This window comes from Hymenobacter qilianensis (assembly GCF_014638675.1).
Taxonomy (GTDB): domain Bacteria; phylum Bacteroidota; class Bacteroidia; order Cytophagales; family Hymenobacteraceae; genus Hymenobacter; species Hymenobacter qilianensis.
Genome location: NZ_BMFN01000002.1, coordinates 1,149,871 through 1,163,356, shown reverse-complemented (window position 1 = coordinate 1,163,356; position 13,486 = coordinate 1,149,871). Strand labels below are relative to the sequence as shown.

The window sequence follows — 13,486 nt, the reverse complement described above, 5'->3', positions numbered from 1 at the left end:
CCCGACAGGAAGTAGGCTGTGGTTGAGCTGGGGGGCTTTTTTTAAATAACTAGGAAAGCTGAACATTGTAGAGACGCATATTTGCGTCTCGTCGTTGGATAATCTGTTATAGCCTAACCAACTAAACAACGACGAGACGCAAGTATGCGTCTCTACAGTGGCAGCGCACCCACGGCCGCCGCCGCATTCACGCGGCCCCAGCCGAAGCTGCTGCTACGCGCCGTCCGGTTGGAGCTGGCGACTACCAGGCGACTCATAATCTGGGCTCGGGTTTCGGCAGGATGTTGTGCCCAAACAAGGGCCGTAATGCCAGCCATCGTAGCCGTAGCAACCGAAGAGCCCCCCACGGTGCTCGGAGCGTCGCCGCTCATGGCCAACGATAGCACCGCGCGGTCGTTGCTGGGCTTCTGCATCACTACCGCAAACTCAACCTTGGCTCCTACGTGGCAATCATCGCAGCGGGAAGTAAGGTTGTCTTGCAGACCGGTCACGGCCACCACTTCGGGCAGCGTGGCCGGGTAAGTAACTCCTACAAAGCCCGACGACCAATCATAGGAAGTGCCAGCGGCGCAGAAGATGAGCTTGCCGCGGTTGTAGGCATAACGTATCGCGTCAGTCATTTGCGACGAGCTGGTCAGGCGGCCCATACTCATGCTGATAATGCGCACGTCGGTGCGGTTACCAGCCAGAATGTAAGCGTCGGACACACCTTTCACTTCACGGCTGGCATCAAGAAATACATCCTGCGCGGCGCGAATCGTAATTAGATTAGCATTGTAGGCAACGCCCACGGCTGCACCATCGGTGCCCCGCGGCGCAGCAGCTGCGCCGGCCATGCTAGTGCCGTGTCCGCAACCGTCGTTGGGCGTTTCTACCGGCCCCGTAGGAATGCCAAAGATGGAAGCGCGCGGCAGCGTTACCAGTCGCTCAATAGTGCGACCCTGGCTCAACCCCTGATTGAAAGCGGATCCCAGATTTTCCTGGGCATCGGAGGAGCCCGAATCAATAATAACGATTTTGATGCCCTGGCCCGTACTCTGGCTCCAGCTAGCTCGAATGCCGTGAAACTGATCGGACTGATTCCAGGAAGATTTGCTGCCGTTGGCAAGCACCGTATAGTCGGAGCCGGCCACCAAATCGGGGTTCGGCACATTATTGTCGCAGCCGCTGCTGCTCAGAATGGCCGCGCTGCTGTTAGCTGTCACTGCCTGGCGGCGGTTGGGCTCGTAGCCTATCGGCTCAGCGTAGCGCACCAGCTCTGAGGCCCTTAGTTTCTGAATCGTGCTCAGCTCACGCACCGTCACGTCGAGTACGGGCAGCACATTTTCCTCGAAAGCAACTACCTGTGTCTGGGTTAAGTCGGGATTGGCTTTGCGCTCCTCGGCCAAAATCAGCTCCAGCACCTGCGCACGGGCGGCTTGCCAAGCCGGCGACGAGGCAGCATCGGGGGGCAATTCCCCCACAAATCCCGCTGGCTTATAGCCCACCGAGAGCACGTAGTCGGAGCGGGTGAGGGCGCTCCACACAAAGTGCTCCGACGCCTGATTCCAGTCGAACCGACCCGTTTCGCGCAGGCGGCTGAGTATCTGCGAGTCGAGCTGTTGAGTGGTCAGCGCTTCGGTGGGGTCCGCTTTGGGCTGTGGGCTCAGTTGGTCATCGGCTTGCTGCTGACAGCTGGTTAGAAAAAGTGTGAACAACGCCGTAGAAAGAATAGCAGTAGAAGTACGCATGGCTGTAGAATAAGAGTAGAATGGGAGAAAAGCCGTCTAAGAGAATGAATATCAGCATTAAACTCACAGAATGCTAGCGTTATAAAAGCACGAAAATGAGGGCCATCCCAAGCAAAAAACGTCCTTTAAAACCGCCAGGATCACTAGTAATTTTCAACCATGAATATTCAAGAAGCCTACAACTCCTGGGCCGACAGCTACGACGATGTCCAGAACAAAACCCGCGACTTAGAAGCGCAAGCCATTCGCTCCTTAGTGCCTGGGGGGCATTTTGATGAAGTAATAGAGCTGGGCTGCGGCACCGGCAAAAACACCGAATGGCTGGCTGCTCGCACCACTCATCTTACCGCCGTCGATTTCTCCGCCGAAATGCTGCGCAGGGCTCAGGAGAAGCTGCAGCAGCCGCACATTACCTTCCATCAGGCGGATATTACGCAGGCATGGAAGTTCAGCCGCACGCCCGCCAACCTTATTACGTGCAGCCTTATTCTGGAGCACATCCAGGACCTAAACCACGTATTTGCCCAGGCCAGCAAAGCTCTCCAACCACAAGGGCATTTTTACATCGGTGAGCTGCACCCGTTGAAGCAATACCAGGGCAGCAAAGCCCGCTTTGATACGGCTGCGGGGGGCATTTTTGAGCTGGAATGCTACGTGCACCACATCTCCGACTTCACCGAAACGGCCCGCCGCCACGGCTTTAGCTGCATAACCCTGCAAGAGTGGTTTGACGACGACGACCGCACCACAACCCCTCGAATCGTGTGTTTTCTTTTTCGTCGTGAGGGATAGGGAAGTCAAGTGAATTAACACTTAATAAATAGACGGTCATGCGGAGCGAAAAAAAGGCGGTCATGCAGAGCAGCGCGAAGCATCTCGCGTGCTGACGCAGGAGTAGTAATCTCACTACCACGAGCGAGATGCTTCGCGCTGCTCTGCCTGACGGTCAGCTTAAACCCAAGTTGACCGTCTAACCGCTATAGCCTAATCAAATGAAAAAGCTCGGTTTACTGCTCTTATTTCAGTTGGTGGCGCTAGGGATTTTTGCCCAAGATGCGGGCTTGTCCAAAACCAAGTTCGTGATTGGCGCATCGGTGCCTGAGTTGCTACATGCTGGCGTTGGCTTCGATTTAACTACGTACAATCAACTGGGTTTTACCGTTGGGGTGGGGCCTACGATGGGTGGCGTGTGGCCGGCGCTAAGTGCAGAGCACCGCCTGTATTTTGGGAACGTGCAAGCGAGTACCAACCGCCGAAAATTATTCTTCCGCCAAGGCGCTACTTATTTTACAGAAGGTGAAGAAGGCGCAGGCGTATTGTCGTTGGGTATCGATTTAAAATCAAAAAAAGCGAATAGAGGCTGGACCATCGACGCGGGCTATTTTCTCCTGTTTCCCCGCACCAAAGACCGATACAGAGATTCATTTCCAGCGCTTCGTTTTCAGTACTTCAGCTATTTCAAAAAGCATCAGTAACTAGTGTTAAACTAATAAAAAGCCCCCTAGAGAGTATTTTACTCTGCTGGGGGGCTTTTTGCCTTCAGGTAGCTTGGCGTTGGGGCCTGCTATATTTCGTTTATTAATCTTCTTCCTCTACTAACGTGTCAGCTTGGGTAGTGGCTTCGTAGGTGTCGGCGTACTTGAAATCATCGAGCCAGTAGGCGGAGCTAACCACGTCAAACACGACGGATTTTTCCTCGCGCTTCAGGGGCTTCAATTGCCAGATGATAGCCGGTGCTTCGGGGAAGCTAGTGCCGTCGAGCTGCTCGTGAAACAGGCGCTTGAGCAGGGTGCTGTCGGGCATACCTTGGGCCAGGAGGCGCAGAAGCGGGGCTTCCGGCTGCGTCTCGAGCAGGGCCAGGGCTTCGGCGTCGGCGGCGGTGACCTTAACCTGAAACTGCACGGCCTCGGCCCGCGGAAACTTGCCGTTGTAGGCAGTGTACAGCAGTTGGGTGGCTTTAAAAAACCCTTCGTGCTGGTCTAGCTCGGGGTTTTCTTCCCACAGTTTCTCGGTGAGCATCTGGTGGGCCAGGTTTTCTATCTGGCCGGCTGTGAGCTGGTCCTCGAAAAGGTACTCCAATACGAGCTGGGCCGCCTCCGTGGGCTCCAGGTCGGTGAGGGCCATGTGACACATGGTTTTGAGCTCGTCGGAGGCTATTTCGTCGGGGTTATCGTAGCCGGTTTTGAGCAAGAGAGCTTTGTAGTCTTGGGGCTGCCAAGCGTTCGGCAGCTCCGTAAGGGTGTCGAAGGAAAGGCGCTCTACGGTGAATTTTTGCATGATCAGGAATACGTGGTGTGGCCAGCGTTGGCCACGGGCGGGACTGGCCCGCGTGTATTCTGTGTACGTAAGCTGGACACAAGCAACTAGAAATGCCCCCCAGCTTCTTAATTTGGGTTATATCACTCGACGCGCAACAATTAATCTCTACAAGCTCAATCAATGGCACCACTGGCGCGAGCTTGTAGCTCGTGACCAACTATGATGGGAGGCTGTGCCTCCCCGCCAGAACATTGCCATTGCAACGATTCCGAAGCCGTCTTGCCGCTAGCGCGGCCGATGAGATACAATCTCATCTTCATGGCTGGTCACGAGCTACAAGCTCGCGCCAGTTTGGGGCAAAAACGCAGCTTTATTATAACCTAATGATTCAAGGCGCTTTTTTATCTCTTTGTTAACTGTTTCTTTATCTGTATAAAACCCTAGATGCTGTAATGATTTAGGTAAGGCATTTACGATAAAGGCATTAAATTCAATCATGGTTTTATATATTATCAAACTATTTAATTTTCCTGTGTTCTCTAATCCTGTGATTGATGAAAGATTTTTACAGTTTAGAATCCTAAGGTTTTGGAGGTCTTTTAGTTGTTTAGAGAAGTAAAGATTTTTTAATTGTATTTGATCTTCTATTTGTAAGAATTTAAGTTTTTCAAAATTATCTAAATTATTAAAACTGTTAAAGCCGCGCACTCTTATTATTTCAAGGTGTTCGATGTGGTTACGCTCAATTTCATCTATATTATTTCTGCCACCCAGTAAGAATGTTAATAATTTTAGTCTATTTAATCTGTTAATAAAATCAACTCGTACTTTACTGATCGAGTTGAGTCTAAGGCTATCAAGGATACATAGGTCGCCTATTACATCTATATTTCTGGTTTGTCCAGTCACTGATAACTTTTCAAGCTTTGTATATTCTTTTAAATGAATCAGGTCTAGTTTTCTTGTCTTGGTGTCGCCTATTCTTAGTTCTTTAATTGTTTTAAAATTATTTGATCCTATTATATCATCTTCCTGAAGCTCGAAAATATCAATTGCTAGCGATTCTAAATTGCTTAAATTGGATAGTTCAGGGATATTGATTGCCTTTTGAAGGCAATCAATCGACAAAGATTTGACTTGTGGTATATATTTAAGTGCTTTGCAATCAAATCCTGATTGATAATGCCCATAGAATCTGATTGCAAGATTAGCGTCACTAACAGCACATAAACTGTCTAAATCTTTTAACAGCGCTTTATTATATCGTGGGTTAGAAAATTGAATAATTACCTTTTTACCAATTTTGATACTATCTGCTATTAGTTTGTGATCTATAATGGGTGGATCGTTTATGATTTCCCAAGCCATGTATTCGGTTTTACAAATCAGTGAAGTGTGAAACTACTAAATTTAAGACTATACCAATTTTAGTAATTAATTTCTCTCTTACGCTGCCGTATCCTCCACTTCATCCCCATCATCCACCATCACCCGCGCTAGTTTCTCGATATTGAGGCTGCGAGCCGAGGCGTCGAAGATTTCGCGGTAGGCGCCGCGTTTGTCGTATAGCTCGTCGTGGGTTCCGCTTTCTACCGCGCGGCCCTGCTTCATGACGTAGATGCAGTCGGAGTCCACGATTTGGGCGAGGCTGTGGGAGATGATGACCACCGTGCGGCCCTGCTTGATGGCGTCAAGCGAGTTCTTAATTTGCTCGGTGGCAATGGCGTCGAGGGAGGCGGTGGGCTCATCGAGGAAGATAATGGGCGGGTTCTTGAGGAAGAGCCGGGCAATGGCAATGCGCTGCTGCTGCCCGCCCGATAGCTGCTGTGCATCGGACTGATACTGCTGGGGCAGGGCCATAATCTGATCGTGGAGGTAGGCCTGCTTGGCGGCGGCTTTTATCTCGTCTAAGGTCGCCTCGAAGTTGCCGTAGCGGATGTTTTCCTCGATGCTGCCTTTGAAAATGTGGTTTTTCTGGAGCACCAGCCCGATGCGCTGGCGCAGGGCGTGGGTGTCGTAGTCGGAGAGGGGGCGGCCGTCGAGGAGCATTTCGCCGCTGTTGGGCTCGTAGAACTTGCACAGCAGATTGAGAATAGTGCTTTTGCCCGCCCCTGAGAGGCCTACCAATGCAGTGGTTTGGCCGGCCGCAATGGTCAGGCTGACATCGTGGAGGGCCTGGGTGCCGCTGGGGTAGGTGAAGTCGACGTGGCGCAGCGAAAAAGCCCCCCGGAGCTGGTCGGGCGGGGTGGGGCCGGTGCGCTCGGTTTCGGTGGTGGCGTCGAGGATGTCGAAAAAGCCTTCGGAGTAGGTGAGAGCCTCGTTCATCTCGTCGTAGATGCGGTGGAGCTGGCGGATGGGCGCCGACACGTTGTTGAAGAGTAGAATGTGAAACATGATGGCCCCAATGGAAATCTGCCGATCCAGCACCAGGTAAGCGGTCAAGATGATGATGAGCACCACGCCAATCTGCTCGACGAAGGTTTTTAGGCCGTCGAAGAGGAAGTTGGTTTTGCGGGTTTCGAGCTGGGTGGTCACGAGGTTGCGCTGCATGCCGGCCTGCTTTTCGCCCTCGTAGTCTTCGCGCACAAAGCTCTTAATCACCACAATAGAGTCGATGATGTTGATGAGGCCTTGGCTGCGCTGCTCGCGCAAGCCGCGCAGACTGCGACGCACGCCGTTGAGCTTATCGGCCTGCCGGTAGCTGATCCAGAAGTAAATAGGAAGGATGCCTAGCGCCACAAGCCCCACGTACATGTTGGCCATGAACATGATGATGAGGGCGACAATGGAGTTGGCAAACAGCGGCAGGATGTCGATAAAGAAGTTCTGGACCAGCTTCATCAGGCTCTCCACGCCGCGGTCGATGCGGGTTTGGAGCTTGCCGGTCTGATTGCCGCTGTCGGAGTAGAAGCCGAGCTGGTAGCTCAGAATTTTATCCACGGCCGACTGGTGCAGGGTGCTCGAGACGTTGATGCGGATTTTCTCGCCGTAGAACTTCTGCCCAAACTGAATAAAGGTGTTGATTACCTCCTTGCCCAACAGCAGCGCGGTTACCGCCAGCAGCAAATTTGCCCCCTGCGCCAACCCAAGGCCTTTATCCACCAGTCCCTGCACGGTATCCACGGTGTAGCGCAGCACAAATGGATTGACCTGCGCCGCCAACGACCCCACCAGCGTTAGCAGCAACGTGCTGATAACCAGTCCGCGGTAAGGCAACACGTACGGGTACAGGCGGCGAATAATTTGCCAAAGACTCATAGCAGCAGCGGAACAGTGGAAGCTGCTGAGTTAGACGCGAGAGATGGGAGTGGGGTTATCGGCCTTTGGACACAATAGTATTATTATGTCCGTCGTGCTCTAAATAGAAAAGCATAAAATTGAATGTCATGCAGAGCGTAGCGAAGCATCTCGCTCGCGGTCGTCAGATTGTAAAAAGGCGGTCATGCTGAGCGAAGCCGAAGTATCTCTACTGAGTAGTACTCAACGCCAGTTCAACGAAGCGGGCGAGATGCTTCGCGCTGCTCTGCATGACGTTCTAAAGTATGACTGTCTGCAACTCTTAAGCTTTTCTCGGTACTTTAACCCCTAAACTATCTTTCACCACCAACCAAACCACATGACGATACTCCGACTCTTAGCCTTGGCCGGGGGCCTGGCTCTGGCCGCGCCTACCTTGGCCCAACAAGCCGAAAAAGTTGATCAGGCTATGATTGCCAAGATCAAAGATGAAGGCATGAACCGCTCCAAGGTAATGGAAACGGCCTTTTACCTCACCGACGTTTGCGGCCCGCGCCTAGCCAACTCCGACGGCTTGAAGCGTGCCAACGAGTGGACCAAAGGCCAGCTCACCAAGTGGGGTATGAGCAACGCCAACATCGAGCCCTGGGGCGACTTCGGCCGCGGCTGGGACATCGAGAAGTCGTATGTGGCTATGACGGCGCCTTACTACCACGCCATGATTGGCGCGCCCAAAGCCTGGACGCCCTCTACTACCGGCAACGTGAAAAAGCAGGTAGTATATGTGAATGCTACTACCGAAGCTGATTTAGCTAAGTTTCAAGGTAAGCTGCGCGATAAAATTGTGCTGACGGCCGTAGCCACACCGCCCAAAACCACCTTTGAGGCCGACGCAAAGCGCTACACCGATGATGAGCTAACCAAAATGATGGAAGCTCAGCCCGCGCGCCCAACGACCGAAGACCCAGCTATGACGGAACGAATGAACGCCCGTCGTGCTCAGGCAGCGTTGCGTACTAAGCTCAACGAAATGCTGATGAGCGAAGGCGCTGCCGCGGTGCTAAGTACGCGTGGTGGTTCGCACGGCACTTTCTTCACTAGCAATGGTGCTCCATACGCCGCTGACGCGAAGCCTGTATTGCCCGAAATAGAAATGTCGCCCGAGGACCAACTGCGTCTAATTCGGTTGGTGGAAGCTGGTATTCCGGTAGAAGTAGAGATGGAAACCAAGACGCGCTTCCAGAACACCGACCTAAAAGGCTACAACGTTATAGCCGAGATTCCTGGCTCCGACAAGAAGCTGAAAAAGGAAATTGTGATGCTTGGGGGGCATTTGGACTCCTGGCACGCTGCCACTGGCGCTACGGATAATGCAGCAGGCTGCGCCGTGATGATGGAAGCCATGCGCATCCTGAAGGCTACCGGCGTAAAGCCTCGCCGTACCATTCGCATTGCCCTGTGGGGTGAAGAGGAGCAGGGCTTGCACGGCTCGCGCAACTACGTGAAGAACCATTTCGCCGACCCCGCTACTATGAAGCTGCTGCCCGACCACGAAAAGTTGGCTGGTTACTTCAACCTCGATAACGGCGGCGGTAAAATCCGCGGTATCTATTTGCAGGGCAACGAAGGCGTTGCGCCCATCTTCGACGCGTGGCTAAAGCCATTCGCCGACATGGGTGCCACGACCGTAACGCCCCGCAACACCGGCGGTACCGACCACCTGGCCTTCGACGCAGTAGGCTTGCCCGGCTTCCAATTCGTGCAGGACGGCCTCGACTACAACACCCGCACCCACCACACCAACCAGGATACCTTCGACCGTTTGCAGGCCGATGACCTTAAGCAGGCCTCCGTCATTGTAGCCTCCTTCGTGTACCACACCGCTATGCGCGACCAGAAGCTGCCACGCAAGCCGCTGCCCGCAGCCGTTCCGAAGTCGTAAACTTTGGTTATTAAGTCGAAAAAAGCCCCCCAGACTGTTTCTGGGGGGCTTTTTTACTTAGTTCAAAGATATGTGGCATTAAGCGCCAGATTGCATTACTTGGCTCGACGAAGCAGGTACACTAGGCCGCCGTCTCCGTACGAACTCATCTGTACAACTTCCCAGCCTTCTGAGGCGGCCTCATTTAATGATACCATTAGTTGAGCACGCATTTTCTGTCCGCGCTCTTCCTGTTTTTTTATCATAGTTGCCAGACTACTCTGTTGCTCCTTTTGCTGCTCTTGTTCAGCTACTTTCAACTTAGGATCGTCTTTTCCATTAGTCGCTCTTACTTCGACTATTTGATCTGATTTGCCAAGATTAGAATTAGCCGTCGCTCTCGTTAAATCCGGTTCATTCAACCGGATATCTGTTTGATTACGAAAAGCCGGAGCAAAGCTCATGTAAGCAGACCCAGGAAAGCTTTTCGTGCCGTGATAGAAGATCTGCATATAACTGCTGGGCTTTGGCGTCACCGTTTGGGCACAGACAAGCTGCGGTAGCTGATGCAGAAGCACAAGCACTAATAAGAATCGTAAGCAATACCTTTTCATAGTAGAGGTTGGGTGTATACGCAGTCAATGTAAATCTCTGTTCCTATGAGAGTTCAGTGTAGCTTCACTCTAGCACTGCATTGTCCACAGTATCTTTACTAATAGTCCTTTATCGAAAAGTAAAAGCCAAGATTCTTCACTCATGATTTTACTCATTGCCAGAGAAACCTGAGTTCGCTTGCCGACTCTATGCACGTCCAGTTCACCCTGATTTTTTACAGCTAGCGGATAAATTTTAGCAAGCTCCGCTAAAGTGGTCTTACTGTTTAGCGTAAGAGTAGGAGTTGTTAGCTCTAATGCCGGGTTTTGGCGGAAATTAATGGAGGTAATAACTGCCGTATCACCATATACTTCTGCCCGGCTTTCTTTGAAATAAGCATACTGAAAAACCTTGTTATCGAAGTAGTTAACGCACACATCCCGAAAGTCTGGGTTTGCTAAACTATCAGGCTGGCCTAACAGCTTATACAGATCCTCCGTTTTGCTAACCAGTGGCAGTTTTCCGTTAATTTTAGCAGCGTCCTAATCCAAGTATTCGTCAACCGAATCTGGCGGCGCTGCCACCGCTTCGGGTGCCTGACTGACTGCCGATGTATCAAGGGCTGGTGAGACAGTGCCAACTGGAGCCGTAGGGGTTTGCGTGGAGGGCTTTTCCTGACAACCTGCAAAAAATACCGTCCAGCACAAAACCGCTAATAGTCTCACCTTAAAATTGGATAGAAGTGTCATGTAGCTAGAATCGCCTAGCTCAACTCCTTCTTAAACAACCCCAACGTCCGCTCCCAAGCCAGCTTAGCAGCTTCGGCGTTGTAGCGGGCAGGGGACGAGTCGTTGTTGAAAGCATGGTTTACGCCTTCGTACATAAACTGCTGATACTTCACATTGGCGGCTTTCAGAGCAGCTTCATAGGCGGCAGCCCCAGCATTTACACGCTCATCGAGGGCGGCGTAGTGCAGCATCAAATGCGCCTTAATTTTGGAAACGTCCGCGTCTTTGGGCTGGGTGCCGTAGTAGGCTACAGCGGCATTTAGCTTAGGGTCGCTGAGGGCGAGGCGGTTGGCCATAGCGCCACCCCAGCAGAAACCCACGCAGCCCGTTTTGCCGTTGCTGTCCGGGCGCTGACGCAGGTAAGTGAGGGCAGCGAGGTAGTTATTGAGCGTTTTCTGTGGGTCGAGCTGTCCGATGAGGGTACGACCCTGGTCTTCATCGGTGGGCGTGCCGCCGAATTGTGAAAGCGCATCGACGCCCAGAGCCAGGTAGCCAGCTTGGGCCACACGGCGCGTTACGTCTTTGATGTGGGGTGTGAGGCCGCGGTTTTCATGAATGACTACCACGGCGCCGCGCTTCTTTTTGCCTTTCGGGTGCACCAGGTAGCCCTGCATGGTGGTGCCGTCGCCGGGCCAGTTCACGGTTTCTTCTTCCAGCTTAGCATCCTGCACGGGCACGGTGGCGGCGTTGGCATAGCCGGGCTCCAGCACCGCCAGCGCGGCCGTGGCGAGCGCCGCGCCACCCGTTATTTTCAGCAGGCGCTCCATAAATTCCTTGCGGCTGAGCGGGGCGTGGGTGTACTCGTCGAAGAGGTTAATGATGCGCTGGTCCATGATATAGGAGAAGTGAGAATGAGAGATGTGATTATAAGATAAACAACTTCGAGGGAAAGAAGCAGACGTGTATCTTACTTCTCATATCTCAGCGCTACGCTTCCCTGTTAACGGTGTCCATGGAAAAGGCCGGCACGCAGATCGACCAGTACTCGCACTCCGCATCAAACGGGTTGGAATACCGAACCCGCGCCCCGGCTTTGATCAGCAGCGATTCGCCGGCGCTCAACTCAATGATGTCGCCATCTACCTCAAAGCGCTTGCGGCCGCGCACCACGATGGTTATTTCATCGAACTCGGGACGCTGGTGAGGCTCGCTCCACTGGGGCGGCGCCACCATGTGCGCCACGCTGTATTGGGCGGTGTGCGTGCTAGCCAGGCCAATGTGCTCCTCAATGAGCTTGCCGTCGGTGGTGGGCACGCGGAAGGGTGCTTGCTGGCGGAAGTACTTTTTCTGTTCAGACATAAGGCTGGGGGGCAAATTCTTAGTTTTTCGGAGTGGTGGGGCACTCGCCCTTCGTGAAAGTGAGCACGCCCGCATTGGAGGCTACACAGTCGTTGCTGTAGGTTTTGCCGTCGCAGCCGCACACGGGGTCGTACTGCATGGTGCAGATACCGGCCGGATCGATTTTGGCAGAATCGATGCAGGCGGCGGTAGAGGCAGCCGGAGTGGTAGCGGTAGTGGCGGCTGGCGGCTGGCTGCACATAGCCAGCAGTGGCAGAAAGGCAGCTGCAAAAAGTAGGTTTTTCATGTACGAATAAAGGAAAATAACCTGCCTGCCCAACTTGGGTAGGTAAGTCAAAGTACGGGCTGGGGGGCAAAATGCCTTCCTGACTAACGGTATATTTTATTTTAGCTATTTTTTATTCCTTAAATATAACCCAGCTTAACAGTGTTCGTATAGGCAATCAGCTTAGCAAGCCAGGCGCGCCCTCACTTCGCTGTTTCCACCTTTTGGAGCCAACGATTTTGCCGCCTGTTTTCAAGTATTCACTTTCTCTCCTTACCAACATGTCGTATCAACAAGAAGACAACTCAGGAAAAATTCTTCTAGCCGTATTAGCTGGCGCTAGCGCCGGCATCATCGCAGGTTTGCTGATGGCTCCTGACAAAGGCACTGCTACTCGTGGCAATCTGAAGAACGCTGCTGCTAAGTACAGCGGCCAGCTGGGCGAGCAGCTTTCCAAATATGGCGAACAGCTTGATTCTCAGTTTAAAGGCTACGTAGAGAAGCTCGAAGATATGGGCATCACGGGCGCAGGCAGCAGCCTGAAGCTGAAAGGTGACTGGAACGAGAGCAAAGGCAAGCTGCGTCAGCAATATGCTCAGCTCACCGACGAGGACCTGCAATATGCTGAAGGTCAGGAAGAAGATCTCGTAGGCCGCCTGCAGCAGAAGCTCGGCAAAGGCAAGCGTGAAATCACCAAAATGCTGAACGATCTGTAAGCCAACGTTGGCTTTTGAACGCTAAAAAATCCCCTTCTCTACACTAGAGGAGGGGATTTTTTTGTGATAACCTTCGCCGCGCAATAGCGTTACAAGTGGCGGATCGGCCCTGCGGCCTACGCAGCCCGCAGGGCCGATCCGTATTCATCTTTCTATTTTTTACTGCTTACGTTCATGAAAGACCAAAACGGCAAAATCATTCTTTCCCTGTTGGCTGGCGCAAGTGCTGGCATCATTGCAGGCTTGCTCCTGGCGCCCGAAACAGGCGAGGAAACGCGCACCACACTCAAAAAATCGGCTTCTAAGTTCAGCGACGACCTGACCAAGCTATTCCAGGATAGCCTGGCGAAGGTTAATGATTTGAAGGGCAGTGTTGTGCAAACCGGTCAGGACTTGGCCAACCGTGCCAACGCCGACGACATTCTTAACTCCCTGAAGTCAACGGTTGGCTTGAGCGGCGACCAAAGCGGCGACGTAGCCAGCGCACCTAGCGCCGGTCGTCGGGGCGGCCAAGACATTACCGGTACCGGTTCGGTAGGTGGCGGCGCCATCGGTGGCACCAACGCCGATGATATCCTCAACCAGGAAGGCCCGACTCGCGGCCTTTAAAAACTGAAAAGTTTTTTCGCTTTTTGAAACCTTAACTACTTGGTTACGTTGAAGAAAGCGTAACTGGC

The 13,486-nt window shown here is 52.7% G+C and carries 14 protein-coding genes; 5 read left to right on the top strand and 9 right to left on the bottom strand.

Annotation, left to right across the window (positions count from 1 at the left end; all coding sequences use genetic code 11):
* Nucleotides 1–152 precede the first annotated feature (152 nt).
* Nucleotides 153–1,730, bottom strand: coding sequence for a S8 family peptidase (locus IEW06_RS12620; RefSeq protein WP_188548369.1), 1,578 nt, complete (start codon nucleotides 1,728–1,730; stop codon nucleotides 153–155).
* Between the two features lie 159 nt (nucleotides 1,731–1,889).
* Here IEW06_RS12620 and IEW06_RS12615 point away from each other — a divergent pair, with 159 nt between their 5' ends.
* Nucleotides 1,890–2,522, top strand: coding sequence for a class I SAM-dependent DNA methyltransferase (locus tag IEW06_RS12615; protein WP_187732837.1), 633 nt, complete (start codon nucleotides 1,890–1,892; stop codon nucleotides 2,520–2,522).
* Nucleotides 2,523–2,722: 200 nt separating this feature from the next.
* Nucleotides 2,723–3,205 (top strand): hypothetical protein, encoded by a 483-nt coding sequence (locus IEW06_RS12610; protein ID WP_187732836.1) that lies wholly within the window; start codon nucleotides 2,723–2,725, stop codon nucleotides 3,203–3,205.
* Between the two features lie 103 nt (nucleotides 3,206–3,308).
* Here the strand turns inward: IEW06_RS12610 and IEW06_RS12605 are convergent, their stop codons facing one another.
* The 3 genes from IEW06_RS12605 to IEW06_RS12595 all read right to left on the bottom strand — a co-directional run bounded on the left by IEW06_RS12605 (nucleotide 3,309) and on the right by IEW06_RS12595 (nucleotide 7,247).
* On the bottom strand, nucleotides 3,309–4,007 hold the full coding sequence (locus IEW06_RS12605) for a hypothetical protein (protein WP_187732835.1): 699 nt from the start codon (nucleotides 4,005–4,007) through the stop codon (nucleotides 3,309–3,311).
* 315 nt (nucleotides 4,008–4,322) lie between these two features.
* Nucleotides 4,323–5,357, bottom strand: a complete 1,035-nt coding sequence (locus IEW06_RS12600; RefSeq protein WP_187732834.1) for a hypothetical protein — start codon at nucleotides 5,355–5,357, stop codon at nucleotides 4,323–4,325.
* A 78-nt stretch (nucleotides 5,358–5,435) separates the two neighbouring features.
* A complete protein-coding gene (locus IEW06_RS12595) occupies nucleotides 5,436–7,247 on the bottom strand; it encodes an ABC transporter ATP-binding protein (RefSeq protein WP_188548368.1) in 1,812 nt (603 codons plus the stop codon).
* 358 nt (nucleotides 7,248–7,605) lie between these two features.
* On the opposite strand from IEW06_RS12595, the gene IEW06_RS12590 reads away from it, so the two are divergent.
* Nucleotides 7,606–9,168 (top strand): M28 family metallopeptidase, encoded by a 1,563-nt coding sequence (locus tag IEW06_RS12590; RefSeq protein WP_188548367.1) that lies wholly within the window; start codon nucleotides 7,606–7,608, stop codon nucleotides 9,166–9,168.
* Nucleotides 9,169–9,263: 95 nt separating this feature from the next.
* Here IEW06_RS12590 and IEW06_RS12585 read toward each other — a convergent pair whose 3' ends face one another.
* The 5 genes from IEW06_RS12585 to IEW06_RS12565 form a co-directional block, all read right to left on the bottom strand.
* On the bottom strand, nucleotides 9,264–9,659 hold the full coding sequence (locus IEW06_RS12585; protein ID WP_187732833.1) for a hypothetical protein: 396 nt from the start codon (nucleotides 9,657–9,659) through the stop codon (nucleotides 9,264–9,266).
* A gap of 171 nt (nucleotides 9,660–9,830) precedes the next feature.
* Nucleotides 9,831–10,178 (bottom strand): hypothetical protein, encoded by a 348-nt coding sequence (locus tag IEW06_RS12580; protein ID WP_187732832.1) that lies wholly within the window; start codon nucleotides 10,176–10,178, stop codon nucleotides 9,831–9,833.
* Between the two features lie 326 nt (nucleotides 10,179–10,504).
* Nucleotides 10,505–11,362: a dienelactone hydrolase family protein gene (locus tag IEW06_RS12575; RefSeq protein ID WP_187732831.1), complete on the bottom strand. Its 858-nt coding sequence runs from the start codon at nucleotides 11,360–11,362 to the stop codon at nucleotides 10,505–10,507.
* 94 nt (nucleotides 11,363–11,456) lie between these two features.
* Entirely contained in the window at nucleotides 11,457–11,828 is a 372-nt protein-coding gene (locus IEW06_RS12570) for a cupin domain-containing protein (RefSeq protein WP_187732830.1), read from the bottom strand.
* Nucleotides 11,829–11,847: 19 nt separating this feature from the next.
* The gene (locus IEW06_RS12565; RefSeq protein ID WP_223284888.1) at nucleotides 11,848–12,069 is read right to left on the bottom strand and encodes a Kazal-type serine protease inhibitor domain-containing protein; all 222 of its coding nucleotides are present in this window, start codon (nucleotides 12,067–12,069) and stop codon (nucleotides 11,848–11,850) included.
* Nucleotides 12,070–12,374: 305 nt separating this feature from the next.
* On the opposite strand from IEW06_RS12565, the gene IEW06_RS20925 reads away from it, so the two are divergent.
* Together IEW06_RS20925 and IEW06_RS12555 are read left to right on the top strand one after the other, a co-directional pair.
* Entirely contained in the window at nucleotides 12,375–12,809 is a 435-nt protein-coding gene (locus tag IEW06_RS20925; RefSeq protein WP_187732828.1) for a YtxH domain-containing protein, read from the top strand.
* Between the two features lie 174 nt (nucleotides 12,810–12,983).
* Nucleotides 12,984–13,418, top strand: a complete 435-nt coding sequence (locus IEW06_RS12555; protein ID WP_187732827.1) for a YtxH domain-containing protein — start codon at nucleotides 12,984–12,986, stop codon at nucleotides 13,416–13,418.
* Nucleotides 13,419–13,486 lie beyond the last annotated feature (68 nt).

Excerpts from the sequence above, each read along its gene's own strand:
- IEW06_RS12620 (WP_188548369.1), bottom strand. The coding sequence starts at position 1,730 with ATGCGTACTTCTACTGCTATTCTTTCTACGGCGTTGTTCACACTTTTT.
- IEW06_RS12615 (WP_187732837.1), top strand. The coding sequence starts at position 1,890 with ATGAATATTCAAGAAGCCTACAACTCCTGGGCCGACAGCTACGACGAT.
- IEW06_RS12610 (WP_187732836.1), top strand. The coding sequence starts at position 2,723 with ATGAAAAAGCTCGGTTTACTGCTCTTATTTCAGTTGGTGGCGCTAGGG.
- IEW06_RS12605 (WP_187732835.1), bottom strand. The coding sequence starts at position 4,007 with ATGCAAAAATTCACCGTAGAGCGCCTTTCCTTCGACACCCTTACGGAG.
- IEW06_RS12600 (WP_187732834.1), bottom strand. The coding sequence starts at position 5,357 with ATGGCTTGGGAAATCATAAACGATCCACCCATTATAGATCACAAACTA.
- IEW06_RS12595 (WP_188548368.1), bottom strand. The coding sequence starts at position 7,247 with ATGAGTCTTTGGCAAATTATTCGCCGCCTGTACCCGTACGTGTTGCCT.
- IEW06_RS12590 (WP_188548367.1), top strand. The coding sequence starts at position 7,606 with ATGACGATACTCCGACTCTTAGCCTTGGCCGGGGGCCTGGCTCTGGCC.
- IEW06_RS12585 (WP_187732833.1), bottom strand. The coding sequence starts at position 9,659 with ATGCAGATCTTCTATCACGGCACGAAAAGCTTTCCTGGGTCTGCTTAC.
- IEW06_RS12575 (WP_187732831.1), bottom strand. The coding sequence starts at position 11,362 with ATGGACCAGCGCATCATTAACCTCTTCGACGAGTACACCCACGCCCCG.
- IEW06_RS12570 (WP_187732830.1), bottom strand. The coding sequence starts at position 11,828 with ATGTCTGAACAGAAAAAGTACTTCCGCCAGCAAGCACCCTTCCGCGTG.
- IEW06_RS12565 (WP_223284888.1), bottom strand. The coding sequence starts at position 12,069 with ATGTGCAGCCAGCCGCCAGCCGCCACTACCGCTACCACTCCGGCTGCC.
- IEW06_RS20925 (WP_187732828.1), top strand. The coding sequence starts at position 12,375 with ATGTCGTATCAACAAGAAGACAACTCAGGAAAAATTCTTCTAGCCGTA.
- IEW06_RS12555 (WP_187732827.1), top strand. The coding sequence starts at position 12,984 with ATGAAAGACCAAAACGGCAAAATCATTCTTTCCCTGTTGGCTGGCGCA.